This window comes from Streptomyces sp. NPDC001100, assembly GCF_053598575.1.
This window is the reverse complement of the sequence record NZ_JBSFKO010000008.1, coordinates 251,858-276,266: the sequence shown is the minus strand read 5'-3', so window position 1 is coordinate 276,266 and position 24,409 is coordinate 251,858. Positions and strand designations below refer to the sequence as shown.

The 24,409-nt window shown below is 71.0% G+C and carries 22 protein-coding genes; 11 read left to right on the top strand and 11 right to left on the bottom strand.

The window, feature by feature from the left end; translation table 11 throughout:
* Positions 1 to 9: 9 nt before the first annotated feature.
* Both ACWDEW_RS14730 and ACWDEW_RS14725 read right to left on the bottom strand, forming a co-directional pair.
* Positions 10 to 681 carry a response regulator gene (locus ACWDEW_RS14730; protein WP_450512848.1) on the bottom strand — a complete coding sequence of 224 codons (672 nt, stop codon included), beginning with the start codon at positions 679 to 681 and terminating at the stop codon, positions 10 to 12.
* 116 nt (positions 682 to 797) lie between these two features.
* A complete protein-coding gene (locus ACWDEW_RS14725) occupies positions 798 to 2,003 on the bottom strand; it encodes a DUF7134 domain-containing protein (RefSeq protein WP_450512846.1) in 1,206 nt (401 codons plus the stop codon).
* A 118-nt stretch (positions 2,004 to 2,121) separates the two neighbouring features.
* On the opposite strand from ACWDEW_RS14725, the gene ACWDEW_RS14720 reads away from it, so the two are divergent.
* Positions 2,122 to 3,141, top strand: coding sequence for an SAM-dependent methyltransferase (locus ACWDEW_RS14720; RefSeq protein WP_450512844.1), 1,020 nt, complete (start codon positions 2,122 to 2,124; stop codon positions 3,139 to 3,141).
* A 41-nt stretch (positions 3,142 to 3,182) separates the two neighbouring features.
* Here ACWDEW_RS14720 and ACWDEW_RS14715 read toward each other — a convergent pair whose 3' ends face one another.
* Positions 3,183 to 4,334 carry an NADH-quinone oxidoreductase subunit D gene (locus ACWDEW_RS14715; protein WP_450512843.1) on the bottom strand — a complete coding sequence of 384 codons (1,152 nt, stop codon included), beginning with the start codon at positions 4,332 to 4,334 and terminating at the stop codon, positions 3,183 to 3,185.
* Between the two features lie 31 nt (positions 4,335 to 4,365).
* Here ACWDEW_RS14715 and ACWDEW_RS14710 point away from each other — a divergent pair, with 31 nt between their 5' ends.
* Positions 4,366 to 4,866, top strand: a complete 501-nt coding sequence (locus ACWDEW_RS14710) for a PH domain-containing protein (protein WP_450512841.1) — start codon at positions 4,366 to 4,368, stop codon at positions 4,864 to 4,866.
* Complete coding sequence (locus ACWDEW_RS14705; protein ID WP_450512839.1) at positions 4,863 to 6,218, top strand: PH domain-containing protein; 1,356 nt, start codon at positions 4,863 to 4,865, stop codon at positions 6,216 to 6,218. Before ACWDEW_RS14710 ends, ACWDEW_RS14705 begins: the two co-directional genes overlap by 4 nt.
* Positions 6,219 to 6,247: 29 nt before the next feature.
* Here the strand turns inward: ACWDEW_RS14705 and ACWDEW_RS14700 are convergent, their stop codons facing one another.
* The gene (locus ACWDEW_RS14700) at positions 6,248 to 7,537 is read right to left on the bottom strand and encodes a hypothetical protein (RefSeq protein ID WP_450512837.1); all 1,290 of its coding nucleotides are present in this window, start codon (positions 7,535 to 7,537) and stop codon (positions 6,248 to 6,250) included.
* 94 nt (positions 7,538 to 7,631) lie between these two features.
* The gene (locus ACWDEW_RS14695; RefSeq protein WP_450512835.1) at positions 7,632 to 8,762 is read right to left on the bottom strand and encodes an alpha/beta hydrolase; all 1,131 of its coding nucleotides are present in this window, start codon (positions 8,760 to 8,762) and stop codon (positions 7,632 to 7,634) included.
* Positions 8,763 to 8,986: 224 nt separating this feature from the next.
* Between ACWDEW_RS14695 and ACWDEW_RS14690 the strand changes: the two genes are divergently transcribed.
* From ACWDEW_RS14690 to ACWDEW_RS14665, 6 genes are all read left to right on the top strand, one after another.
* Positions 8,987 to 10,798, top strand: coding sequence for a phosphatidylglycerol lysyltransferase domain-containing protein (locus tag ACWDEW_RS14690; protein WP_450512833.1), 1,812 nt, complete (start codon positions 8,987 to 8,989; stop codon positions 10,796 to 10,798).
* A 119-nt stretch (positions 10,799 to 10,917) separates the two neighbouring features.
* A complete protein-coding gene (folP, locus tag ACWDEW_RS14685; protein ID WP_450512832.1) occupies positions 10,918 to 11,826 on the top strand; it encodes a dihydropteroate synthase in 909 nt (302 codons plus the stop codon).
* Positions 11,823 to 12,326 (top strand): nuclear transport factor 2 family protein, encoded by a 504-nt coding sequence (locus ACWDEW_RS14680; RefSeq protein ID WP_093627538.1) that lies wholly within the window; start codon positions 11,823 to 11,825, stop codon positions 12,324 to 12,326. The genes folP and ACWDEW_RS14680 overlap by 4 nt, the downstream gene beginning before the upstream one ends.
* Before the next feature lie 268 nt (positions 12,327 to 12,594).
* Positions 12,595 to 12,954 carry a dihydroneopterin aldolase gene (folB, locus tag ACWDEW_RS14675; RefSeq protein ID WP_450512830.1) on the top strand — a complete coding sequence of 120 codons (360 nt, stop codon included), beginning with the start codon at positions 12,595 to 12,597 and terminating at the stop codon, positions 12,952 to 12,954.
* Complete coding sequence (folK, locus tag ACWDEW_RS14670) at positions 12,951 to 13,562, top strand: 2-amino-4-hydroxy-6-hydroxymethyldihydropteridine diphosphokinase (protein WP_450512828.1); 612 nt, start codon at positions 12,951 to 12,953, stop codon at positions 13,560 to 13,562. Before folB ends, folK begins: the two co-directional genes overlap by 4 nt.
* Positions 13,563 to 13,621: 59 nt before the next feature.
* The gene (locus tag ACWDEW_RS14665; RefSeq protein ID WP_450512826.1) at positions 13,622 to 14,110 is read left to right on the top strand and encodes a DUF3180 domain-containing protein; all 489 of its coding nucleotides are present in this window, start codon (positions 13,622 to 13,624) and stop codon (positions 14,108 to 14,110) included.
* Between the two features lie 68 nt (positions 14,111 to 14,178).
* Here the strand turns inward: ACWDEW_RS14665 and folE are convergent, their stop codons facing one another.
* The 6 genes from folE to dacB form a co-directional block, all read right to left on the bottom strand.
* Positions 14,179 to 14,784: a GTP cyclohydrolase I FolE gene (gene folE / locus ACWDEW_RS14660; protein ID WP_381245063.1), complete on the bottom strand. Its 606-nt coding sequence runs from the start codon at positions 14,782 to 14,784 to the stop codon at positions 14,179 to 14,181.
* Between the two features lie 134 nt (positions 14,785 to 14,918).
* Positions 14,919 to 16,952 carry an ATP-dependent zinc metalloprotease FtsH gene (gene ftsH / locus ACWDEW_RS14655; RefSeq protein WP_450512823.1) on the bottom strand — a complete coding sequence of 678 codons (2,034 nt, stop codon included), beginning with the start codon at positions 16,950 to 16,952 and terminating at the stop codon, positions 14,919 to 14,921.
* 186 nt (positions 16,953 to 17,138) lie between these two features.
* Entirely contained in the window at positions 17,139 to 17,699 is a 561-nt protein-coding gene (gene hpt, locus ACWDEW_RS14650; protein WP_450512822.1) for a hypoxanthine phosphoribosyltransferase, read from the bottom strand.
* A 65-nt stretch (positions 17,700 to 17,764) separates the two neighbouring features.
* A complete protein-coding gene (gene tilS, locus ACWDEW_RS14645; protein WP_019070221.1) occupies positions 17,765 to 18,805 on the bottom strand; it encodes a tRNA lysidine(34) synthetase TilS in 1,041 nt (346 codons plus the stop codon).
* A 193-nt stretch (positions 18,806 to 18,998) separates the two neighbouring features.
* Positions 18,999 to 20,120, bottom strand: a complete 1,122-nt coding sequence (locus ACWDEW_RS14640; protein WP_359613970.1) for a zinc-dependent metalloprotease — start codon at positions 20,118 to 20,120, stop codon at positions 18,999 to 19,001.
* A 166-nt stretch (positions 20,121 to 20,286) separates the two neighbouring features.
* Positions 20,287 to 22,017: a D-alanyl-D-alanine carboxypeptidase/D-alanyl-D-alanine endopeptidase gene (gene dacB / locus ACWDEW_RS14635; RefSeq protein WP_450512819.1), complete on the bottom strand. Its 1,731-nt coding sequence runs from the start codon at positions 22,015 to 22,017 to the stop codon at positions 20,287 to 20,289.
* Positions 22,018 to 22,096: 79 nt separating this feature from the next.
* Here dacB and ACWDEW_RS14630 point away from each other — a divergent pair, with 79 nt between their 5' ends.
* Positions 22,097 to 22,588 (top strand): inorganic diphosphatase, encoded by a 492-nt coding sequence (locus ACWDEW_RS14630; RefSeq protein ID WP_019070224.1) that lies wholly within the window; start codon positions 22,097 to 22,099, stop codon positions 22,586 to 22,588.
* A gap of 104 nt (positions 22,589 to 22,692) precedes the next feature.
* Positions 22,693 to 24,327 carry a threonine/serine ThrE exporter family protein gene (locus tag ACWDEW_RS14625; protein ID WP_450512818.1) on the top strand — a complete coding sequence of 545 codons (1,635 nt, stop codon included), beginning with the start codon at positions 22,693 to 22,695 and terminating at the stop codon, positions 24,325 to 24,327.
* The last annotated feature ends 82 nt before the right edge of the window (positions 24,328 to 24,409 follow it).

Genomic DNA, 24,409 nt, shown 5'->3' with positions numbered 1-24,409 from the left:
CACCGTGCCTCAGCCGTGCCCGCCGGCCCGCACCAGCCCCGTCTCGTAGGCCAGGACGACCACCTGCACCCGGTCCCGCAGGCCGAGCTTGGTCAGGATGCGGCCGACGTGGGTCTTCACGGTCGCCTCGGACAGCACCAGACGGGCCGCGATCTCGCCGTTGGACAGCCCATGAGCGACCAGGATCATGACCTCGCGCTCGCGCTCGGTGAGCCGCTCCAGTTCCTTGTGCTGCGGCTCCTTGCCGGCGGAGGGCAGCATCGGGGCGAAGCGGTCCAGGAGCCGGCGGGTCGTCGAGGGCGCCACCACCGCGTCGCCGCTGTGCACGGAGCGGATCGCGGTGAGGAGTTCACCGGGCGGCACGTCCTTGAGCATGAACCCGGAGGCGCCGGCCTTCAGCCCCGAGAAGGCGTACTCGTCGAGGTCGAAGGTGGTCAGGATCAGCACCTTCGGCGGGTTCTCGCCCTGGCAGATTCGGCGGGTGGTCTCCACCCCGTCCAGCTTCGGCATACGGACGTCCATCAGCACCACGTCGACCGCGGTCGCGGCCAGCACCTGGAGGGCCTCGACACCGTCGCCCGCCTCCGCGACGACCTCCATGTCCGGCTGGGCGGCGAGCACCATCCGGAAACCGGTGCGCAGCAGCACCTGGTCGTCGACGAGCATCACGCGGATCGTCATCGGGTCCTCTTCCGTTCCGTCATCAGGATCGTTCAACAATTCATTCAACAGGTTGAGGCCGTTCAACGGGTCGTTCAACAATTCCTTACAGGTGTCAGCAATCGGCGCACGAAAGATCAGTGCGCGGGTTTCAGCGGCAGCAGCGCGCTGATGCGGAACCCGCCGCCCGGGCGCGGGCCCGCGTCCAGGGTGCCCCCGACCATGCCGACCCGCTCGCGCATCCCGATCAGACCATGCCCCTGGCCGTCGATGCCGCCCTCCTCGTACAGCTCGTGCGGGGCGCCCTTGCCGTCGTCCTCGACGAGCAGCCCGAGACCGTCGTCGAAGTACACCAGCCGCACACTGGCGCCCGTGTTGGGCCCACCGTGCTTGCGGGTGTTGGTGAGCGCCTCCTGCACGATCCGGTAGGCCGTCAGCTCGACACCGCTGGGCAGCGGGCGCGGGGTGCCCTCGACCTTGAAGTCGACGGGCAGTCCGGACGTACGGCACTGCTGGACCAGGTCGTCGATCTGCTCGACGTCCGGCTGCGGAACGTACTCGCCGGCCTCCTTGTGCTCGCCGGTGCGCAGCACGCCCAGCAGGCGGCGCATCTCGGCGAGGGCCTGTCGGCCGGTGGAGGAGATCGTCTCCAGGGCCTTCTTCGCCTGGTCCGGCGCGGAGTCCAGGACATACGCGGCACCGTCGGCCTGGACCACCATCACCGACACGTTGTGCGCGACCACGTCGTGCAGCTCGCGGGCGATCCGGGCGCGTTCGGCGGCGACCGCGACCTTCGCCTGCGCCTCGCGCTCCTTCTCCAGCCGGGCGGCGCGCTCCTCCAGCTGCGCGAAGTACGCGCGCCGGGTGCGCATCGAGTCGCCCAGCACCCAGGCCAGCGCGAACGGCACCGTCTGGAAGACAGCGATCGCGACCAGCCCGGCGGAACTGGTGTGTTCCTGGGGCCATCGGATCTGCGACAGGGTCGCCGCGCCCAGACCGGTCGCCAGGGCGAAACGGGATGCCCAGCGGGCCCCGACCGCGGCGACCGTGTAGACGATCACCAGCATGGCGAAGTCGGCCGCCACGGGCTCGACGTCGAGGACCAGCTGCGCGAGCCCCGTCACCAGGACCAGGACGAGCATCTTCTCCGGCCAGCGGCGGCGCAGCCCGATCGCCACACACATGACGGCGGACACCGCGAGCGCGCCCGCGGCCGTCCCGTGCCGGCCCGACGCGTAGCTGGTACTCGCGATGCTCACGCCGCTCAGCCCCAGCAGGAAGACGGCCCAGAAGGTGTCGACCCATGTCGGGTGTCTGCGGAGGAAGTCGTAGAGGCGCTGCACGTAACCCAGCGTAGGGAAGCGCGAAGTGTGCGGGGGTCAACCGGAGGATCGATCCGCATACGCCCGGCGTACTCCCCAAGGTGGAGGCCCGGTTGTCCTGTGCACTTAATCTGGCACCGTGACGGACGACACTGCGGCCCGGTGGCGCGGCTGGCGGGCGGCGGCCGAGGACGCGCTCTACGGGCCCGAGGGCTTCTACCGGAGGCCCGAGGGACCCGCCGGGCACTTCCGTACGTCCGTGCACGCGTCGGCGCTCTTCGCCGGGGCCGTGGCACGGCTGCTGTGCCGGGTGGACGAGGCGCTGGACCGGCCGGCCGCGCTGGACCTCGTGGACCTGGGCGCGGGCCGCGGTGAGCTGGTGACCGGCGTGCTCGCCGCGCTGCCCGCCGGGGTGGCGGCACGCGTGCGTGCGTACGGCGTCGAGATCGCCGACCGCCCCGAGGGACTCGATTCCCGCGTCGAGTGGCGGACCGACTCCCCGAAGGGGATCACCGGGCTGCTCTTCGCCAACGAGTGGCTGGACAACGTACCCGTAGAGGTCGCCGAGGTGGACTCCGCCGGCCGGCCGCGGCTCGTGCTGGTCCGGGAGGACGGGACCGAGCGGCTCGGGAAGCCGGTCGCCGCTGCGGAGGCCAAGTGGCTCGCGCGGTGGTGGCCCCTGGCACCCGAGGAGGGGCTGCGCGCCGAGATCGGGCTTCCCAGGGACACGGCCTGGGCGTCCGCCGCCGGCACTGTCGACCGGGGACTCGCGGTCGCCGTCGACTACGCGCACACCCTGGGCACCCGCCCCCCGTTCGGCACGCTCACCGGCTTCCGCGAGGGCCGCGAGACGGCACCCGTGCCGGACGGCTCGTGCGACATCACCGCGCACGTCGCACTGGACGCCTGCGCGGCGGCTGCGACTTCAGCAGGCGCACTCACCGGCGCGCGCCTGCTCACCCAACGCGCCGCCCTGCGCGCCCTCGGCGTCACAGGCGCGCGCCCCCCGCTCACGCTGGCCTCCACCGACCCGGCGGGATACGTCCGCGCCCTCGCGAGCGCCGGAGAGGCCGCCGAACTCACCGCACCGGGCGGCCTCGGCGACTTCGGCTGGCTCGTGCAGTCGGTTGGAATTCCGGACCCGCTGAACGAGCCGTAGGCGCTCTCTCCTTGTCGCCTACTCGTCGATGTCCCCGACCACTACTTGTCGATGTCCCCGACCACGAAGAACAACGACCCCAGAATGGCCACCATGTCCGCCACCAGCGTCCCCGGCAGCAGCACCGCGAGGGCCTGGATGTTGTTGTAGGACGCCGAGCGCAGCTTCAGCCGGTACGGGGTCTTCTCGCCCTTGCTGACGAGGTAGTAACCGTTGATGCCGAGGGGGTTCTCGGTCCACGCGTACGTGTGCCCCTCGGGCGCCTTGAGGACCTTGGGGAGCCGCTGGTTGATCGGCCCGGGCTCCAACTCGGCGAGCCGGTCGAGGCAGGCGTCCGCGAGGTCGAGCGCGTTGTGGGTCTGCTCCAGGAGCACTTCGAAGCGGGCGAGACAGTCGCCCTCCTGGCGTGTGACGACCTTGAGGGTGTCCTGGAGCTCGCCGTACGCGAGATACGGCTCGTCGCGCCGCAGGTCGAAGTCGACGCCCGAGGCGCGCGCGATGGGCCCGCTCACCCCGTAGGCGTGCACGGCCTCCGCGGACAGCGCGCCGACTCCCCTGGTGCGTCCCCGGAAGATCTCGTTGCCGAGCACCAGGTCGTCGAAGCGGTCCATCCGGGAGCGCACGGCGGCGACGGCCTCCCGCGCGCGGGTGGCCCATCCGGCGGGGAGGTCCTCCTTGAGGCCGCCGACGCGGTTGAACATGTAGTGCATGCGCCCGCCGGAGACCTCCTCCATGACGTTCTGGAGGACCTCGCGCTCCCGGAACGCGTAGAACACCGGGGTGATGCCGCCGAGTTCCAGGGGGTACGAGCCCAGGAACATCAGGTGGTTGAGCACCCGGTTCAGCTCGGCGAGCAGGGTGCGCGTCCACACCGCGCGCGGGGGCACCTCCATGCCGAGCATGCGCTCCACCGCGAGGACCACGCCCAGCTCGTTCGAGAACGCCGACAGCCAGTCGTGGCGGTTGGCGAGCATGATGATCTGGCGGTAGTCGCGCGCCTCGAAGAGCTTCTCGGCGCCCCGGTGCATGTAACCGATCACCGGCTCCGCGTGCTGGATGCGCTCGCCGTCCAGGACGAGCCGCAGCCGCAGCACTCCGTGCGTGGAGGGGTGCTGGGGGCCGATGTTGAGCACCATGTCGGTGCTTTCCGCGGCGCCGCCGATCCCGACCGTGGTCTCCGTCGTGGGAGTCATGGACACAGTCTCTCGTACGTACGCTTGCGCCATGGAAACGGGGACTGCCGCTCAGGACGACGCGGCGCGCGAGCCGGTGTGGACCGGGCTGCCGCCGGGGCTGCTGAAGATGCGACGGATGCTGCTGGTGGTGTGGCTGGGGGTGCTGACCGTCGCCCTGGGGGTGCCGCTTGCCCTGTTCGCCGGCCCGGGGTGGGCGGCGTTCGCGCTGCTGCCGCTCGGCCTCATGGCGTGGGGCTGGGTGGTGCTGGGCCGCAACTGGCGCTCCTGGCGGTACGCCGAGCGCGCCGACGACCTGCTGATCAGCAAGGGCGTGCTGTGGCACCACGAGACGATCGTGCCGTACGGGCGGATGCAGCTCGTGGAGGTGACCTCGGGGCCCGTGGAGCGGCACTTCGGGCTCGCGAGCGTGCAGCTGCACACGGCCGCCGCGGCGACCGACGCGACCATCCCGGGGCTCGACCCGGCCGAGGCCGAACGGCTGCGCGACCGGCTCACCGAGCTCGGCGAGGCCCGATCGGCGGGGCTGTGACCACGCCGGGCGCCGACAAGGACGTACCCGAGGCCGCGGAGGCCGTACGGGAACAAGTGCCCGTCGTGGAGCGGCGGTTGCATCCGGTGACGCCGTTGCGCCGGGCGTGGGCGCCGGTCGCCGTCATCATCGGGTGGGCGGTGCACGACCCCAACCAGGCGCAGGAACAGCTGACGAAGCTGACCACCATCACCCTGCTGATCGCGCTGGCCGTGATCGTGCCGGCCGCCGGTCTGTACGGCTTCCTGACCTGGTGGTTCACGCACTTCGCGGTGACCGACACCGAACTGCGCATCCGTACCGGCCTGTTGTTCCGGCGCACCGCGCACATCCGGCTGGAACGCATCCAGGCGGTCGACGTGACACAGCCGCTCCTCGCGCGCGTGGCGGGCGTCGCCAAGCTGAAGCTGGACGTCGTAGGGACCGACAAGAAGGACGAACTGGCCTTCCTCGGAGAGGACGAGGCGCGGGCGCTGCGCGCCGAACTCCTTGCGCGGGCGGCCGGGTTCGCGCCCGAGACCGCCCACGAGGTCGGCGAGGCACCCTCGCAGCAGCTGCTGCACGTGCCGGCCGGGGTCCTCGCGGTGTCCCTGGTGCTGACCGGCGCCACCTGGGGATCGCTGGCCGCCGCACTCGTCGTACCGCCGCTGTTGTGGCTCGCCACCCACAGCGTGTGGACGGTCCTCGCGACCGCGCTGCCGCTGCTGGGCGCGGCGGGCGCGAGCAGTGTGGGGCGGTTCGTCGGCGAGTACGACTGGACGGTGGGCGAGTCCCCGGACGGGCTGCGCATCGACCACGGGCTGCTGGACCGCACCCACGAGACGGTGCCGCCGGGGCGGGTGCAGACCGTGCGGGTCGTGGAGCCGCTGCTGTGGCGGCGGCGCGGGTGGGTGCGGGTCGAGCTGGATGTGGCCGGTTCGTCCAACTCCGTGCTGGTGCCGGTCGCGCCGCGCGAGATCGCCGAGTCGGTCGTCGCGCGCGTGCTGCCCGGTGTGACGGTGCCGGCGCGCTCGGCGCTGTCCCGGCCGCCACGCAGGGCGGGCCGCTGCGTGCCGCTGTGGTGGCGCGGCTACGGCCTCGCGGTCACCGACACGGTGTTCGTGGCCCGGCACGGACTGCTGCGCCGCAGCACGGCGCTGGTGCCGCACGCGAAGGTGCAGAGCGTACGGCTCACTCAAGGGCCTTGGGAGCGGCTCTGGGGGCTTGCCGAGGTGCATGTGGACACCGGGGCCAACGAGACCGTGACAGCCCGTCTGCGGGGCGCGGACGAGGCCGCGGAGCTGCTCCGCGGCCAGGCCGAGCGCTCCCGGACCGGCCGCAGGGACGCCCGCCCGGACCGCTGGATGGCCTGACGCCCGGTCAGGCCCCGGTAGGGCCCTGGTCAGGAAGCGGCGCTGCGCAGTCCGGGAAGGTTGATCTGCTCGGTCTCGTCGTGTGCCGTCAGGTCGATGACCTGGACCGCGCCGACGCCCCGGGACCGCTCGTCGGCCGGCTTGAACTGTGCCTCGGCCTCCGCCTTGTGCACCGCCAGGGCCTCCTGGCCCACGACGTCGGCGAGGTCCTCGTTCTGGACGGCGTCCATCTCGGCGGACGCCGCGCCCTTCTGCATGCCGAAGAAGTCGAAGCCGCCCTCGACCATCGGCCGCCGCACGGGAGCCGCCGGTACGACCGCCACCGCGGTCGGTACGGTGAAGTGCCCCGACGAGGGCGCGGGTTGGGCGGACTTCGCGGCCGGGGGGACGGCGGCCGAGTGCTCATGCCCGTCGACCGCCTCGGGCTTCCCCTCCGCCTCGTCCTCCTGCGCGGCCTCCGAGTCGGCGGCGGGACCGCCGGTGGCCTCCACCGGTGCGGGCTCGGCCAGCGCGGGCTCGGCCGGCGCGGAGTCGTCGTCCTTCGGCGCGGGCGCCGGGGCGTCCTCGTCGAGCCGTACCAGCGCGGCCTGGGCCCGCAGGAACAGCTTGGACCCCTCCGGGGAGAACACCGGTGAAGCCGCGGGCTTCTTCTCCGCGACGGCCTCGGACTCCTCGTCGGCGTCCTCGGTCTCGTCCTCGGCGTCCGCTGCGGACTCGGCCGGGGCAGCCACAGCCCCGGTGTCGTCCGACTCGGGGTCGTCGTCGGCGTCGTCCGCGAGTTCGACGAGATCCAGGTCCATGTCCGCCGGGACCTCGTCGTCGCCGTCCACCGCGACCGGCGGCAACGTGCGCGCGGCGGGTTCAGCGGCCTCTATCTCCAGCAGGCGGCGGCCCTCCAGGGCGCTGGCGCGCTCGGTCTCCGCCGTGGCGTACCGGCGCAGCAGTGCCGCGTGTTCGTTGCGCAGGCCCGCGAGCTCGGTGCGCTTGGCGCGCAGCTTGTGCTCCAGCTTGACGCGCAGTTCGCGCGACTCGTCGAGGTCGGACTCGAGTTCGGCGAGCCGCTCCTCGTAGCGCCACTCGTCGCTCGTACGCGCGCGTACCAGGTCGGCGACCTGTTTGCCCGCCTGAGTGTCCCAGCGGCGCATGACGGCCGCCCCGACGAGCGCGGTCGCGGCGGCTATCGCGGCGACTATGCGCAGCGCGGCGGCCTGCGAGAAGACCCACGGCCCGAAGGCGCAGACGAGCGACACGCCTGCGATCGCCGAGGGAGGCAACAGCCGGTGCAACGGCGGGGAATGGCGGTGACGTCCACGTGGCATGGCCAGAAACTTACCGCGCGTAGGCGAATCATGGTGCCCCGCCCGGTAAAAACACAGCCACCCCTCATCCCTCACCTGGCTTCAACGGTCCCTATCAGCCGTTGCCGAGCCGTCCGCTCACCCACTCCAGGGTCGCCGGGATCTCCCGCCGCCAGGTGTTGAAGTTGTGGCCGCCGCTGTCCAGGATGATCGACGCGATTCGGGTGGAGTTGTTGGCCCTCACCCTGTCGATGAATTTCAGGGTGTCCTTGTAGTTGTGCTCCCCGGCCTTGCTGCTGGTGACGAGCAGTGAGGTGTCGGGCGCCGGCCGGTGCTTGAGGTACCACCACAGGTTCGCCTCGTTCCGCAGCGTCTTGTCGCCCTGGAAGAGGTCACCCGTGGTGGGGTCGGTCGGCGCCTTGTAGTACGGGGAGAGGCCGGCGCCCGCCGCGTACACCCCGGGGTGGTGCATCGCGAGCTTCAGGGCGCAGTAACCGCCCGTGGAATCACCGACGATGCCCCAGCTCCCGGGCTTTTTGCTCACCCTGTAGTGGGCCGTCACGGCGTCCGGGAGGTCCTTGGCGAAGAAGGACTCGGTGTGGGGTCCGCCCGGGATGTCCACGCACTCCGTGTCGCGCGGCGGCGCCACCGTGGGCCGCAGCATCACCAGGATCATCGGCCGCATCCTGCCGTCCTTGGCCAGTTGCAGTGCCGTGCGCGGGTAGTTGAGCTTGTCGACGAGTGCCTGGGCGGTGCCCGGGTACCCCGTGAGGACGACCGTCGCCGGGAACGTGCGGGTGCGGTACCGCGGCTGGAAGTACTCCGGCGGCAGATACACGTAGGCGGGGGAGGCGATGTGAGTCGTACGGCCGACTATGTCGACCCGCTGCACCTGGCCCACGCTGCTCGGCAGGGAGGCGCCGCCCGGTGCGTCCACGCGACGGGTGCCGACCACATGGAGCGGGCCGCCGGAGCCGCGGAGCGCCGTGTGGTCGACGACCACTCCCTGGTCGGTCTCCCGGCCGAACAGGTCGGACCAGCTGGCGTAGAACCCGAAGGCCTGGTTGGCGCCCAGGCCCACCGAGACGAAGAGCACCAACTGCGTTGCCAGGAGCAGGCCCACGCGTCCGCTGACGGCCCGCCAGTTCCGCCGGGCCAGCCGCGGCCACATCCATACCGTGCCGACGAACAGCAGCACGGCGCACGCGAACGCCAGTGCCAACACCTTGTTGCTCGTGAGTCCCATGAGCTGTCCCCGCCTGCGCTTTCCGCCCTGGCGGCACACAACCTTCGCGTGCCTTTGCCCCGGGCTTTCCACTGCCTTTGAACCGGCTTTCCGGTGAGGAAGGAACCTCCTTCCCCTAGACACCGTCCTAGAGGGCGCAATGTCGCCGGATGCCCGAATCGGGCCCGGGTCCAAGGTCTCTCGCAGAACTACGGGATGCGATGTCTGTCAGGATAGATGGGGAAATGTCGGGTGGGGTTCCGAGCCGGTCAGGCCGGGTCCGGCGCATAGTCCGAGGTCCGCGCCCCGAGGTCGTTCCCACGCTCGTCGGCAGGGCCTGCGCCCTCGTCGGCCTGCTGGACATCGCCGCGGGGGTGTTCCCGCGTTTCCGGCACAGCCGTATGCACACGATCGCGGAGGTGCTGCCGGGGGCGCTCGGCCCCTTCGCCGCCGCGCTCTCGCTGAGCGCCGGTGTGCTGTTGCTGCTCCTCGCGCACGGGCTCAGGCGGCGCAAGCGCCGGGCCTGGCGGGCCGCGGTGGCGCTGCTGCCGGCGGGCGCGGTGGCGCAGTTCGCGTACCGGCACTCGGTCATAGGAGTCGTCATCTCGGCCGCGCTGCTCGCACCGCTGCTGCTGCACCGCGACGAGTTCCGGGCACTGCCCGACCCGCGCAGCCGGTGGCGCGCGCTCGCCAACTTCGTGCTCATGGGCGCCGGTTCCCTCGTCCTCGGACTGGTCATCGTCAGCGTCCACTCCAAGCGCATGGTCGGCGACCCGAGCCTGGCCGACCGGATCAGCCACGTCCTGTACGGCCTGTTCGGCTTCGAGGGACCGGTGGACTACGAGGGCAGCACCTCCTGGACGGTCGCCTTCTCCCTGGGCGCCCTCGGGCTGCTCACCGCCGTGACGACGATCTACCTCGCCTTCCGGCCCGAGCACCCGGCCGCGCGGCTCACCCCGGAGGACGAGACGCAGCTGCGCGCCCTCCTGGAGAAGCACGGCCGCCGCGACTCGCTCGGCCACTTCGCGCTCCGCCGCGACAAGGCCGTCGTCTTCTCGCCCAGCGGCAAGGCGGCGGTGACGTACCGCGTCGTCTCCGGGGTGATGCTCGCCAGTGGTGACCCCATCGGCGACGTGGAGGCCTGGCCGGGCGCCATCGAGCGGTTCATGGACGAGGCGAAGGCCCACTCCTGGACGCCGGCCGTCATGGGCTGCTCCGAGACGGGCGGCGAGGTGTGGACCCGCGAGACCGGACTCGACGCCCTCGAACTCGGCGACGAGGCGGTGGTCGACGTAGCGGATTTCTCGCTCGCCGGGCGCGCGATGCGCAACGTACGCCAAATGGTGAAGCGCATCGAGCGGGCCGGCTACGAAACCCGGGTACGGCGTGTACGTGACGTCAGCGAGGGCGAGCTGGAGCGGATCCGGCTCGCCGCGGAGGCCTGGCGGGGCACCGACACCGAGCGCGGCTTCTCCATGGCGCTCGGCCGCATCGGCGACCCGGCGGACGGCGACTGCTTCATCGCGACCGCCCACAAGGCGGACGAACAGCCGGGCGAGTTCGGCGACCTGAAGGCGATCCTGCACTTCGTGCCCTGGGGCACCGACGGCATGTCCCTGGACCTGATGCGCCGCGACCGCGCGGCCGACCCGGGGATGAACGAACTGCTGATCGTCGCCTCCCTGCAGGCGGCCCCCAAGCTGGGCATCACGCGCGTGTCGCTCAACTTCGCCATGTTCCGCGCGGCCCTCGCCCGCGGCGAGAAGATCGGCGCTGGCCCGGTGCTGCGCGCCTGGCGCGGGCTGCTGGTCTTCCTCTCGCGCTGGTTCCAGATCGAGTCCCTGTACAAGTTCAACGCCAAGTTCCAGCCCCGCTGGGAGCCGCGCTTCGTCGTCTACCGCGCCTCCGGCGACCTCCCCCGCATCGGCTTCGCCGCGATGCAGGCCGAGGGCTTCGTCAACCTTGCCCTCCCCCTGCCCCGCTTCCTCCGCCGCCGTAAGGCCGTGGCTCCGGCCTGCGCCCACGGCCTCGCGGAACGGGATGTGCGAGCCGCTTGACCGACCGGGCCGGTCCGGGCGAGCACCCCGCCTCCGCGCGGGGCGCGATCGCCCGGACCGGCCCCTTCGCGTTCGGCCCGCGGGACCGTCGCCCCTCCCCCAAGGCCTACGCTGAACGTATGAGCAAGCAGAGCGGGCGCGGGCGCGTCGCGGGTCTTCCGGAATGGGACCGGTGCGCGGTCATGGGGGTCGTGAACGTCACCCCTGATTCCTTCTCCGACGGCGGCCGCTTCTTCGACACCACGGCCGCCGTCAAGCGCGGCCTCGGTCTGGTCACCGAGGGCGCCGACCTCGTGGACGTCGGCGGCGAGTCCACCCGCCCCGGCGCCACCCGCGTCGACGAGGCCGAGGAACTCAAACGCGTCATCCCCGTAGTGCGCGGCCTCGCCTCCGAGGGCGTCACCGTCTCCGTCGACACCATGCGCGCCTCCGTCGCCGAGCAGGCCCTCACCGCCGGCGCCGTCCTGGTCAACGACGTCAGCGGCGGCCTCGCCGACCCCGCGATGATCCCGGTGGTCGCCGCCTCCGGCGCCCCCTTCGTCGTCATGCACTGGCGCGGCTTCCTGGAGGGCGGCAACGTCAGGGGGGTCTACGACGACGTCGTCACCGAAGTCGTCGACGAGCTGCACGCGCGCGTGGAGGCCGTTCTCGCCGGAGGCGTCGCCCCCGACCGCGTCGTCGTCGACCCGGGTCTCGGCTTCTCCAAGGACGCCGAACACGACCTCGTGCTCCTCGCCCACCTCGACCGGCTGCTCGGTCTCGGCCACCCCCTGCTCGTCGCCGCCTCCCGCAAGCGGTTCCTCGGCCATGTGCTCGCCGGCCCCGAGGGAGCGCCACCGCCCGCGCGCGAGCGCGACGCCGCCACCGCCGCGGTCTCCGCGCTCGCGGCGCACGCCGGCGCATGGGCGGTGCGCGTCCACGAGGTGCACGCCACCGCGGACGCCGTACGCGTCGCCCGCGCCGTCGAGGGAGCGCGCGCCACCGGCGCCCGCACGGCCTCGCGCATCAGCTCCGAGGGAGCCCGGTGAGCGCCCCCCACACCGACGTCGAGCAGGTCGAACTCGCCAACACCGCGTTCTACGAGACCCTGGAACGCGGCGACTTCGACGAGCTGTCCGCGCTCTGGCTCACCCCGGCCGACCTGGGCGTCGACGAGGAGTACCACGACCCCGCGGACACCGGGGTGATCTCGTGCGTGCACCCGGGCTGGCCGGTGCTCACCGGGCGCGGCGAGGTCCTGCGGTCGTACGCGCTGATCATGGCGAACACCGACTACATCCAGTTCTTCCTGACCGACGTGCACGTCTCGGTGACCGGCGACACCGCCCTGGTGACCTGCACGGAGAACATCCTCAGCGGCGGCCCGGCCCCCGACGACAGCGACGAACTCGGCCCGCTCGTCGGTCAGCTCGTGGTCGCCACGAACGTGTTCCGGCGCACCCCCGAGGGCTGGAAGCTCTGGTCGCACCACGCGTCCCCGGTCCTGGCCGAAAACGACGAGGACGAAGGCGACGAGTCACCCTCCTGAGCGGGTAGGCGGCTCCAGAGGAGTCGGCCGGGACCCATCAGGACCAAGAAGTGGTTGGAATCACGAACCGGCGGGTAGGGGCGGCTACCGACCCATGAGCCGCCGGGTTCCCCGGGGGAAACGGTCGGCGAAACCTGCGGGCCCGGACGGCGCCCACGCCCTCGCGGCCCGGCACTGTCAGTGCCCGCAGGTAGATTCGTTCGAGGCCGATGCACCGCCCGCACCCGGTGCGAACCGGCCACCACCGACGATTGCAGGAGTGATTCGCGTGGATCGTGTCGCGCTGAGCGGCCTCAAGGCCCGCGGGTACCACGGCGTGTTCCCGAAGGAGCGCGCGGAGGGCCAGACCTTCATCGTGGACCTCGTCCTGGGCCTGGACACCCGGCCGGCCGCCGCCGACGACGACCTGACGAAGACCGTGCACTACGGCATCGTGGCCGAGGAGGTCGTGGCCGTCGTCCAGGGCGAGCCCGTCAACCTCATCGAGACCCTCGCCGAGCGCATCGCGCAGACCTGCCTTAAGCACGAAGGGGTCGAGGAGGTCGAGGTCCGCGTCCACAAGCCGGACGCCCCGATCACCGTCCCCTTCGACGACGTGACCGTCACCATCACCCGGAGCCGAGTATGACCTTCTCGTTCACCGAGGGGCACAGCGACCCGACCGTCCAGCCGGTACCCGCCTCCGTGGTACGACAGGTGGACGCCGCCGACACCACCCTCAGCAACCCGAAGCGCGCCGTCATCTCCATCGGCGCCAACCTCGGCAACCGCCTGGAGACTCTCCAGGGCGCCATCGACGCCCTGGAGGACACCCCCGGCGTCCGCATCAAGGCCGTGTCCCCGGTCTACGAGACCGAGCCCTGGGGCGTCGAGCCCGGCAGCCAGCCCTCGTACTTCAACGCGGTCGTCGTCCTCAAGACCACCCTGCCGCCGTCCTCCCTGCTGGAGCGGGCGCACGCGGTCGAGGAGGCCTTCCACCGGGTCCGCGAGGAGCGCTGGGGCGCGCGCACGCTCGACGTCGACATCGTCACGTACGCCGACGTGGTCTCCGACGACCCCGTGCTGACACTCCCCCACCCGCGCGCCCACGAACGGGCCTTCGTGCTCGTCCCCTGGCACGATGTGGACCCCGAGGCGCAGTTGCCCGGCCGCGGCCCGGTCGCCGCCCTCCTGGACGACGTCACGCGTGACGGTGTCGCGCCCCGCAAGGACCTGGAACTCCGGCTGCCCGAGTAGTCGTTAAGGTCGAGACGACCACAACGCCCGGACAGGGCACGGGGAGCTGAAGGGACACCGTGAGAGAGCTGCGGATCAGGGTGCTGGCCGGCGTGTTCGTCGTCGCCGGAGTGCTGTCCTGGGCGGGTACGCGACTGTGGAGCGCGGTGGGGACCCTCCCCAGCGTCCCGCTGGCCGCGCCCATCGTCCTCGCCGTGATCGCGGCGGTCCTGCTGGCCACGGCGCTCTCGCTCCGCGCCCGCCTCAAGGCACAGCGCGAGCGCCGCCCCGGCGCCAAGGGAGTCGACCCCCTGATGGCCGCCCGCGCGGTCGTCTTCGGCCAGGCCAGCGCCCTGGTAGCCGCCCTCGTCGCCGGCATGTACGGCGGCACGGGCGCCTATCTCCTGGAGTCCCTCGACATCCCGGCCCGCCGCGACCAGGCCATCTACGCCGGCTTCTCGGTCCTGGCGGGCATCGCGGTGATAGCGGCGGCGATCTTCCTGGAGCGGGTGTGCAAGCTCCCGGAGGACGACGACAACAACGCGGCGGGCGTAACACCGGTCACCTGAGCGCCCTGAAGGGCGCGGGGAACTGCGCGCCCAGCCACATCGGAGCCGCACCCGACAGACGACGCCCCTCAGCGCGCCATGATCAGGCTCATCGCCTCGTTACGCGTAGCCGAATCCCGCAACTGCCCCCGCACAGCCGAAGTGATGGTCTTGGCACCAGGCTTCCGCACCCCCCGCATCGACATGCACATGTGCTCGCACTCGACGACGACGATGACCCCCCGAGGCTCCAGGATCTTCATCAACGAGTCGGCGATCTGCGTGGTGAGTCGTTCCTGCACCTGCGGCCGGCGGGCGTAGACGTCCACCAGCCGGGCCAGCTTCGACAGCCCCGTGATCTTGCCGTCGGCGGACGGGATGTACCCGACATGGGCGACCCCGACGAACGGCACCAGATGATGCTCGCACGAGCTCAGCACCTCGATGTCCTTCACGAGCACCATCTCGTCGTGCCCCAGGTCGAACGTCGTCGTCAGCACATCCTCGGGCTTCTGCCACAACCCCGCGAATATCTCCTTGTACGCCCGCGCCACCCGCCCCGGCGTCTCCCGCAGCCCCTCCCGGTCCGGGTCCTCGCCGACCGCGATCAGCAGTTCCCGTACGGCGTTCTCGGCGCGCTTCTCGTCGAAGACGCCGATCGCTCCGTCGCCGTCGAGCGTCACGGGGTCGGTCATGTCGTGCCTCGTTCCTGTGCGGGTCACGCGTGTGCGGGACACACGCCTCAGCTGCGGGCAAAACGAAAATGCCGCGTCCCCCAGGCTAAGACCAGGGGGACGCGGCTTCCATTTCGGGCCGTGTGAGGCTCGCGTCAGTTCTCGGGGCGCTCCTCCGGGGCCTTCTCCAGCGTGGGAGAGGACTCGGCGGTCGCACCGGCGGTGATCGCGGGACCCGCGCCGTTCGATCCGTTCGTCAGTGACAGCTCCTTGGGGGAGAGCACCGGCGGGCGGGTGGACGGCGTACGGCGGGAGGAGCCGGTCCACGAGGGGCGGGCCGGGCGCTTCACGATGGGAGCGAAGACCTCGGCGATCTGCTCCTTGTTCAGCGTCTCCTTCTCCAGCAGCTGGAGCACGAGCGCGTCGAGCACGTCACGGTTCTCGACCAGGATCTCCCAGGCCTCGTTGTGCGCGTTCTCGATGAGCTTCTTGACCTCTTCGTCGACGAGCGCGGCGACCTCTTCCGAGTAGTCGCGCGGGTGCGACATCTCCCGGCCCAGGAAGGGCTCGGTGTTGTCGCCGCCGAACTTGATCGCGCCGAGGCGCTCGGTCATGCCGTACTGCGTGACCATCGCGCGGGCCGTGGCGGTGGCCTTCTCGATGTCGTTCGCGGCACCCGTGGTCGGGTCGTGGAAGACCAGTTCCTCGGCAGCGCGGCCGCCCAGCATGTAAGCGAGCTGGTCCAGCATCTCGTTGCGCGTGGTCGAGTACTTGTCCTCTTCGGGCAGGACCATCGTGTAGCCCAGAGCACGTCCTCGGGAGAGGATCGTGATCTTGTGGACCGGGTCGGAGTTGGGGGAAGCCGCCGCGACCAGGGCGTGTCCGCCCTCGTGGTACGCGGTGATCTTCTTCTCCTTGTCCGACATGATCCGGGTCCGCTTCTGCGGGCCCGCGACCACACGGTCGATCGCCTCGTCCAGCATCGCGTTGTCGATCAGCTTGCGGTTGCCGCGGGCGGTGAGCAGGGCGGCCTCGTTGAGGACGTTGCTCAGGTCCGCGCCGGTGAAGCCCGGCGTACGACGGGCGACCGCGGAGAGGTCGACGTCCGGAGCGACCGGCTTGCCCTTCTGGTGGACCTTGAGGATCTCCAGACGGCCCTGCATGTCCGGGCGGTCGACCGCGATCTGGCGGTCGAAGCGGCCGGGGCGCAGGAGGGCCGGGTCGAGGATGTCGGGCCGGTTCGTCGCGGCGATCAGGATCACGCCGCCCTTGACGTCGAAGCCGTCCATCTCGACGAGCAGCTGGTTCAGCGTCTGCTCGCGCTCGTCGTGACCGCCGCCGAGGCCGGCGCCGCGGTGGCGGCCGACCGCGTCGATCTCGTCGACGAAGACGATCGCCGGGGCGTTCGCCTTGGCCTGCTCGAACAGGTCACGGACTCGGGAGGCACCGACACCGACGAACATCTCGACGAAGTCGGAACCGGAGATCGAGTAGAAGGGCACCCCGGCCTCGCCGGCGACGGCGCGGGCCAGCAGGGTCTTGCCGGTGCCGGGGGGGCCGTACAGGAGTACGCCCTTGGGGATCTTGGCGCCGACGGCCTGGAACTTCGCCGGTTCCTGGAGGAACTCCTTGATCTCGTGCAGTTCCTCGACGGCCTCGTCGGAGCCCGCGACGTCCGCGAACGTCGTCTTCGGGGTGTCCTTGGTGATGAGCTTGGCCTTGGACTTCCCGAAGTTCATGACTCGGGAGCCGCCGCCCTGCATCTGGTTCATCAGGAACAGGAAGACGACCACGATGAGGACGAAGGGGAGCAGGGACAACAGGATCCCGACGAAAGCGTTCTGCTTCGTCGGAGAGACCGTGTAGCCGTCCGGAATCTGCTTGTCCTGGTACTTGGTCTGCAGCGTGGCCGCGAGGTCCACGCCCTGGTCGCCGATGTAGCTCGCCTGGATCTTGGAGCTGCCCTCGACCTTGGAGCCGCTCTTGAGCGTGACCTTGATGGTCTGCTCGTCACCGGTGGTGATCTTGGCCGACTCGACCTTGTTGTCGTTGATCGCCTGGACGACCTGGCCGGTGTCCACCGTCTTGTAGCCGCCGGACGAGCCGACGACCTGCATCAACACGACCACGGCAAGGACGGCCAGCACGATCCACATGACCGGCCCACGGAAGTATCGCTTCACGTCCATCCATACGGAGCGAATCCGCTCCGTCCCTCCTGCCATAGTGAGTTTGATAAAGACAGTTCTTCTGACCGTACCCCAGCAATGTTGCACGAAGTCGCACGGGACGGCTGGGAGACGTGTCTGCATGCTCCAACGGCGCGAAACCCGCTGGGGTTCCCGATCGTCTTACAGGGCTTGGGCCGAGTGGCCCTAGCCGCCGTAGACGTGCGGCGCGAGCGTACCGACGAACGGGAGGTTGCGGTACTTCTCGGCGTAGTCGAGGCCGTATCCGACGACGAACTCGTTCGGGATGTCGAAGCCGACCCATTCCACGTCGATGGCGACCTTGGCCGCCTCCGGCTTGCGCAGCAGGGTGCAGATCCTCAACGAGTCGGGCTCGCGCGAGCCGAGGTTGGAGATCAGCCAGGACAGGGTCAAACCCGAGTCGATGATGTCCTCGACGATGAGGACGTGCTTGCCCTTGATGTCGGTGTCGAGGTCCTTGAGGATCCGCACGACACCGGAGGACTGGGTGCCCGCGCCGTACGACGACACGGCCATCCAGTCCATGGTGACGGGGGTGGACAGTGCCCGGGCGAGGTCCGCCATGACCATCACCGCGCCCTTGAGGACGCCGACGAGCAGCAGGTCCTTGCCCGCGTACTCCGCGTCGATCTTCGCGGCGAGCTCCACGAGCTTCGCGTCGATCTCTTCCTTGGTGATGAGCACCGACTGGAGGTCGTCACCCATGTCTTTCGCGTCCACCCGCATCACTTTCGGTCGTCCAACCGGCTACTACCTGGTCCCGCCCCCGGAGGTCCGGAGGGGGTGTCGATTCAGCCTTGCCGAATCACCAGTCTGCCACCCTGGCGCTGGGCGACGACTTTGCCCGGGAGATTGATGGCTCCCTGGCCGCGCCAGCCGGTGATCAGGCGGTCGACTTCCTCGATGTGCCGGGCGAACAGCGAACCGGCCGGGGCGCCCGCCTGGATGGCGGCCCGGCGCAGGACGCGGCGGCGCACGGCGGGCGGCAGGGCGTAGAGCTTGGCGCACTCCAGGAGGCCGGTGGCGTCCCGTACGGAGGCCTCGGCCTGGCTGGCCCAGGTGTCGAGGGCGTCGGCGTCGTCCCGGGAGAGCTGGGCCGTACGGGCGAGCGCCTCTACGACGCCCTTGCCGAGGGCCTTCTCCAGGGCGGGCAGTCCTTCGTGGCGCAGCCGGGAGCGGGTGTAGGCGGGGTCGGCGTTGTGCGGGTCGTCCCAGACGGGCAGCGACTGGACCATGCAGGCCTTGCGGGCGGTCTGCCGGTCGAGCTGGAGGAAGGGGCGGCGGTAACGGCCGTCGGCCCCCGAGACCGCGGCCATTCCGGACAGGGAGCGGATGCCGGAGCCGCGGGCGAGGCCCAGCAGGACGGTTTCCGCCTGGTCGTCGCGGGTGTGTCCGAGCAGGACGGCGGCGGCGCCGTGGCGGGCGGCACAGGCGTCGAGGGCGGCGTAGCGGGCGTCCCGGGCGGCTGCCTCGGGGCCGCCCTCGCGGCCCACGGTCACGGCGGTGGCCTCGACGGGGTCCAGCCCCAGTTCGCGCAGCCGTAGAACGACTTCGTCGGCGCGCAGGTCGGAGCCGGCCTGGAGGCCGTGGTCGACGGTGATGCCGCCGGCCCGGATGCCGAGTTTGGGTGCTTCGAAGGCGAGCGCGGAGGCGAGCGCCATGGAGTCGGCGCCGCCGGAGCACGCCACGAGCACGAGCGGCGAGGGCGGGCGCTCGTGCGGGGTGTGCCGGGAGGCGCCTACGGTCTGCAGGGCCTCGTGGTCGGTGAGGATGTCGTGGAGGACGCGGCGGACCGCCAGGCGTATCGCCGCGACCGCAGGATGGGGACCCATGTCCGGTTCCCTTCATGAAGTTTTCGGGGGATTGGCCCGAGATCCGGTCACTCAGAGTGTGTAGATGGTGACAGAACCGGGGCGTTACCCGAGCATCGCACGCCCACCCATCGCTCACGGTCCCTCGGACGGGTGATTGCGGGGGCGTTCGCCTGCCGTAGGCCGAATCCGTTTCACCCCGTCCGCGACCGGTTCACGACTCGGCCTTGCGGTGCACCCGCGCGACCCAGTCCGCCGGTTTGGCGATCTCCGTCTTCGTCGGCAACGTGTTCGGGGAGGTCCACACACGGTTGAAGCCGTCCATGCCCACCTGTTCGACGACCGCGCGTACGAATCGCTCGCCGTCCCGGTACTGCCGCAGCTTGGCGTCCAGGCCCAGCAGCTTGCGCAGCGCCGAGTCCAGCCGGGAGGCGCCCTTGGCGCGCCGCTGCTGGAACTTCTCGCGGATCTCCGCGACGCTCGGCACCACGTCCGGGCCGACGCCGTCCATCACGAAGTCGGCGTGCCCCTCCAGGAGGGACATCACGGCGGTGAGCCGACCGAGGATCTCCCGCTGCGCGGGCGTCTGCACGATCTCCACCAGGGACCGGCCCTCGTCGTCCTCCTCGCCCTCGGGCCGACCGCCGGCCAGCGACTGGGCGGCCTCCCGGATGCGCTCCAGGACGGTCATGGGGTCGACCTCGGTCTCCCCCAGGAACGACTGGATTTCGCCCTCCAGGTGGTCACGCAGCCAGGGCACGGCCGTGAACTGAGTGCGGTGCGTCTCCTCGTGCAGACACACCCACAGGCGGAAGTCGTGGGGCTGTACGTCGAGTTCGCGCTCCACGTGCACGATGTTCGGCGCGACCAGCAGCAGCCGCCCGCCCTTCGCCCCCGCCGGCAGTTCGCGCGACGCCGGGGCGAAGGTCTCGTACTGGCCGAGCACGCGCGAGGACAGGAACGACAGCAGCATGCCCAGTTCGACGCCGGTCACCTTGCCGCCGACCGCGCCGAAGACCGCGCCCCCGGGGGTGTTGCCGCGCCGCTCCTGCATCTTGTCGAGCAGCGGCTTGAGGACCTCCCGGAACCCGGCGACGTTCGCCCGCACCCAGCCGGGGCGGTCGACGACCAGGATCGGGGTGTCGTGGATGTCGTCCGTGCCCATCCGGGTGAATCCCCGGACGTGTTGCTCCGAGGCCTTCGCATGCCGGCGCAGCTCGGCGACGACGGCCCGGGCCTCGTCGCGGCTCACCTCGGGGCCCGGTCGTACAAGTCGGGTCGCGGTCGCCACCGCGAGATTCCAGTCGACCATCTCGGCACCACCGATGCTCGTCATGCGTCAACCGTACGTGAGCGCTGCCGCTTGGGGCAGGGCACGAGGTCGGTCCGGTGGGCGTCTGTTGTGCAGGCACCCGGTGTTGGTGGCTGTGCCCACCCTCCCCCACTCTCGGCTTCGCTCGAGCGGGGCCCCCATCGCCCTGCGGAACGCCTGCCCACAGCGGTTACGAACTGCAGCCGCAGGCCGCCAGTGCCGTCGCCGTGTGGTCCAGGGCCGCCTGCGCCTCCAGTGTGTTCGTCGTGTCGGAGGCCAGGAAGGCGAAGGCCAGGAGTTGGCCGTCCTTGTCCACGACCGTGCCCGCGAGCGTGTTGACGCCCGTGAGGGTGCCGGTCTTGGCGCGTACGACGCCTGCCGCGCCCGTGGCGTCCGTGTAGCGGCTCGTCAGGGTGCCGGTGAACGCGGCGATGGGAAGGCCGGTGAGGACCGGGCGGAGTTCGGGGTGGGCCGGGGCGCCGGCCTTGACGAGGAGGGCGGTCAGCAGGTCGGCGGTGAGGCGGTCGTCGCGGTTGAGGCCGCTGCCGTCGTTGAACACCGCGCCCTTGACCGGGAGTTGAAGCTTCTTCAGCTGGGCGGCGATCGCGGCGGCGCCCCCCTCGAAGTCGGCCCGCCTCCCCGTGGCGACGGCGGTCTGGCGGGCCAAGGCCTCCGCGATGTCGTTGTCGCTGTTGGTCAGCATCCGCTCGACGATGTCGGACAGCGGCGGCGAGGAGACCGTGGCGAGGGTGGCGGCGCGGCCGGTCGCCTTGGAGGGGCCCGGAGACGTGGTCTTGATGCCGTGCGCCTCCAGGAAGCCCGCGAACTTCAGGGCCGCGTCGGCCGCCGGGTCCGTCACGCGCTTCACCGGACCGCTGGAGGAGTCGTCCTTGCGGCCCTCGTCGGCGGACAGGGCACTGACCGGGGCGAGGTTGTCGTTGACCCCGATCGGGTGGAGTTCGGAACCGGCGTACAGGGTCGTGTCGTACGACAGCGTCACCTCGCGCACGCCGCGCTTCTTCAGGGCCGCGGCCGTGCTGTCGGCGAGAGTCCGCAGGCTCGCCCAGCCCTCGGCGTCCTTGTGGGCGGTCAGGGTGGGGTCGCCGCCGCCGACCAGGACGAGTTCCTTGGTGTCGGGCTCCAGGGCGGTGCGGGTGGTGAAGCGCCGGTCGGCGCCCATCGCGGAGAGCGCGGCCACGGCGGTGGCGATCTTCGTGGTCGAGGCCGGGGTCAGCGCGTCGTCGGCACCCACTCCGTAGAGGCGCTTTCCGCTCGACACGTCCACCACGGCGGCCGTGTGACGGGTGCCGAGCGCCGCGTTGTCCAGGAGGGGGTTCAGGACGTCCGCGAGGGCCGTGCCGGTCGGCGCGGACTTCACGGTGTTCGCGGAACCGCCGAGGGCGACCAGGACGGATGCGGCGCTGGGCGCGGGCCGGGGTGCCTTGGCGGACGTATCGGAATTACGGCCGTGATCTACGCCACCTGAACGTTCCTGTGCGACTGCGTGGTCCCGCTCGGCCGTACGCTGACCGGAGGAGTCCCAGGGACCGGCGGCGGTCACCACGACGGCGGCCAGCGCCATCCCCGCGGTGGTGGCGACGGCGGGGAACCGCCAGGTTCTGTCGGGCCGCGGCACCTTCGCGACCTGCGACGACACGGGTCGGACGAGCCGGGCGACCCACGGTGACACGGCGTCAGTGAGCCGCGTCACCCGGGGTCTCACGGCTTGGGTGATCCGTGCGGCTTGGGGTTTCACGGCCTGGTTGATCCGTGCGGCTTGGGGTTTCGCGGCTTGTTTGACCCGTGTGACCTGCGGTTTCACGGATTGCGCGGCCCGCTCGAGACGGGGCCGGACGGCTCGCGCGACCCGCGCCACATGCGGTCTCGCGGCCCGCCAAGGCCTCAGCTCCGGCACGACCACCAGCCCCTTTCGCGATCACACACCTGCGTGAGGGACACTTAACCACCAGAACTATGTGCTGATCATGGAGGAGCCACCGGTGGAGTTCGACGTCACGATCGAGATCCCGAAGGGTTCGCGGAACAAGTACGAGGTGGACCACGAGACCGGTCGGATCCGCCTGGACCGTCGACTCTTCACCTCGACCAGTTACCCGGCCGACTACGGCTTCGTCGAGAACACTCTCGGCGAGGACGGCGACCCGCTGGACGCGCTGGTCATCCTGGAGGAGCCGACCTTCCCCGGCTGCCTCATCAAGTGCCGCGCGATCGGCATGTTCCGGATGACCGACGAGGCCGGCGGCGACGACAAGCTGCTGTGCGTCCCGGCGTCCGACCCGCGCGTGGAGCACCTGCGTGACATCCACCACGTGTCGGAGTTCGACCGCCTGGAGATCCAGCACTTCTTCGAGGTCTACAAGGACCTGGAGCCGGGCAAGTCGGTCGAGGGTGCCAACTGGGTGGGCCGTACGGACGCCGAGGCGGAGATCGAGCGCTCCTACAAGCGACTGAAGGAGCAGGGCGGCCACTGAGCCCCCTGCCGGAGAACGGGCCGCACGCACACGCGTGCGGCCCGTTTTCCTGTGTGTGCGCATACTGAGGATCACCGGAGGCGTCGTACAGGGAGTGCTACGGAGTGACGGAAGCGGAGGACCGCAAACCGCAGTCGGACGAGGCCAGGAGCGCCTTCACGGCTCCCTCGGGCGTCGCGGCGGTTGACGGCGAGTCGTCCACGACGTCCGAATTCGCCGTTCCGCGCGGGCTCGACGTGACGGCACCGGCCGCGGACGAGTCCGAGGGGTCGGCGTTCAGCCCGCCCAGCACCTACCGCGCCAGAGAGGCGCCGCCCGCCTTCACCCCGCCGACCGGCATTCCCCTCGTCAGCCTCACCAAGGACGTGCCCTGGCAGGACCGGATGCGCACGATGCTGCGCATGCCGGTGGCCGAGCGCCCCGCTCCGGAGCCGGTGCAGAAGCCGGACGACAGCGGCCCAGCCGTCCCGCGCGTGCTCGATCTGACGCTCCGCATCGGCGAGTTGCTGCTCGCGGGCGGGGAGGGCGCGGAGGACGTCGAGGCGGCGATGTTCGCGGTCTGCCGCTCCTACGGCCTCGACCGCTGCGAGCCGACGGTCACCTTCACCCTGCTGTCGATCTCGTACCAGCCCTCCCTGGTCGACGATCCGGTCACCGCGTCGCGGACCGTACGGCGCCGGGGCACCGACTACACGCGGCTCGCGGCCGTGTTCCGGCTGGTCCAGGACCTCAGCGACCCGGAAACCGCGCTCTCCCTGGAGGACGCCTACCGGCGGCTCGCGGAGATGCGGCGCAACCGGCACCCGTACCCCGGCTGGGTCCTGACCTCCGCCAGCGGGCTGCTCGCGGGCGCCGCCTCCGTGCTCGTCGGCGGTGACATCGTCGTGTTCTTCGCCGCCGCGCTCGGCGCGATGCTCGGCGACCGGCTGGCGTGGCTGTGCGCGGGGCGCGGGCTGCCGGAGTTCTACCAGTTCACGGTCGCCGCGATGCCGCCCGCCGCGATAGGGGTCGCCCTCACGGTCGCCGACGTCGACGTGAAGGCCTCCGCGGTCATCACCGGCGGCCTCTTCGCGCTGCTGCCCGGGCGGGCGCTGGTGGCGGGCGTACAGGACGGCCTGACCGGCTTCTACATCACCGCGGCGGCGCGGCTCCTGGAGGTCATGTACTTCTTCGTCGGCATCGTGGCCGGCGTGCTGACCATCCTGTACTTCGGCGTGAAGTTCGACGTCCAGCTCAACCCGGACGTGGCCCTGGGCAACTCCGACCGCCCCCTGTGGCAGATCGGCGCGTCCGTCCTGCTCTCCCTGACCTTCGCCGTCCTGCTCCAGCAGGAACGATCCACCGTGCTGCTCGTGTCCCTCAACGGAGGCGTCGCCTGGTCGGTCTACGGCGCGATGCACGTCGCCGGGATCTCACCGGTCGCCTCCACGGCCATTGCGGCGGGCCTGGTCGGGCTGTTCGGACAGCTGCTGTCCCGGTACCGGTTCGCGTCGGCGCTGCCGTACACGACCGCGGCGATCGGGCCCCTGTTGCCGGGGTCGGCCACGTATTTCGGTCTGCTGGCGATCGCTCAGAACGAGGTCGACAAGGGGCTGGTGTCGTTGGCCACGGCGGCGTCGCTCGCGATGGCCATCGCGATCGGGGTGAATCTGGGGTCGGAGATCTCGCGGTTGTTCTTGCGGGTTCCGGGGCCGTCGGCCGGGGCGCGGCGGGCTGCCAAGCGGACTCGGGGTTTCTGAGCGCCCAACAGCTCGGGATGCCTTGTCCGTTGGCGAGTGCGCGTCCGTTGCGGCTGGTCGCGCAGTTCCCCGCGCCCCTTTG

Bases quoted from the DNA above. Each gene is read 5' to 3' on its own strand.
- ACWDEW_RS14700 (WP_450512837.1), bottom strand. From the start codon at position 7,537: ATGCCACGTGGACGTCACCGCCATTCCCCGCCGTTGCACCGGCTGTTG.
- ACWDEW_RS14730 (WP_450512848.1), bottom strand. From the start codon at position 681: ATGACGATCCGCGTGATGCTCGTCGACGACCAGGTGCTGCTGCGCACC.
- ACWDEW_RS14710 (WP_450512841.1), top strand. From the start codon at position 4,366: ATGGAAACGGGGACTGCCGCTCAGGACGACGCGGCGCGCGAGCCGGTG.
- ACWDEW_RS14715 (WP_450512843.1), bottom strand. From the start codon at position 4,334: ATGACTCCCACGACGGAGACCACGGTCGGGATCGGCGGCGCCGCGGAA.
- ftsH (WP_450512823.1), bottom strand. From the start codon at position 16,952: ATGGACGTGAAGCGATACTTCCGTGGGCCGGTCATGTGGATCGTGCTG.
- folP (WP_450512832.1), top strand. From the start codon at position 10,918: ATGAGCAAGCAGAGCGGGCGCGGGCGCGTCGCGGGTCTTCCGGAATGG.
- folE (WP_381245063.1), bottom strand. From the start codon at position 14,784: ATGACCGACCCCGTGACGCTCGACGGCGACGGAGCGATCGGCGTCTTC.
- ACWDEW_RS14695 (WP_450512835.1), bottom strand. From the start codon at position 8,762: ATGGGACTCACGAGCAACAAGGTGTTGGCACTGGCGTTCGCGTGCGCC.
- ACWDEW_RS14640 (WP_359613970.1), bottom strand. From the start codon at position 20,120: ATGACGAGCATCGGTGGTGCCGAGATGGTCGACTGGAATCTCGCGGTG.
- folK (WP_450512828.1), top strand. From the start codon at position 12,951: ATGACCTTCTCGTTCACCGAGGGGCACAGCGACCCGACCGTCCAGCCG.
- hpt (WP_450512822.1), bottom strand. From the start codon at position 17,699: ATGCGGGTGGACGCGAAAGACATGGGTGACGACCTCCAGTCGGTGCTC.
- tilS (WP_019070221.1), bottom strand. From the start codon at position 18,805: ATGGGTCCCCATCCTGCGGTCGCGGCGATACGCCTGGCGGTCCGCCGC.
- ACWDEW_RS14690 (WP_450512833.1), top strand. From the start codon at position 8,987: ATGTCGGGTGGGGTTCCGAGCCGGTCAGGCCGGGTCCGGCGCATAGTC.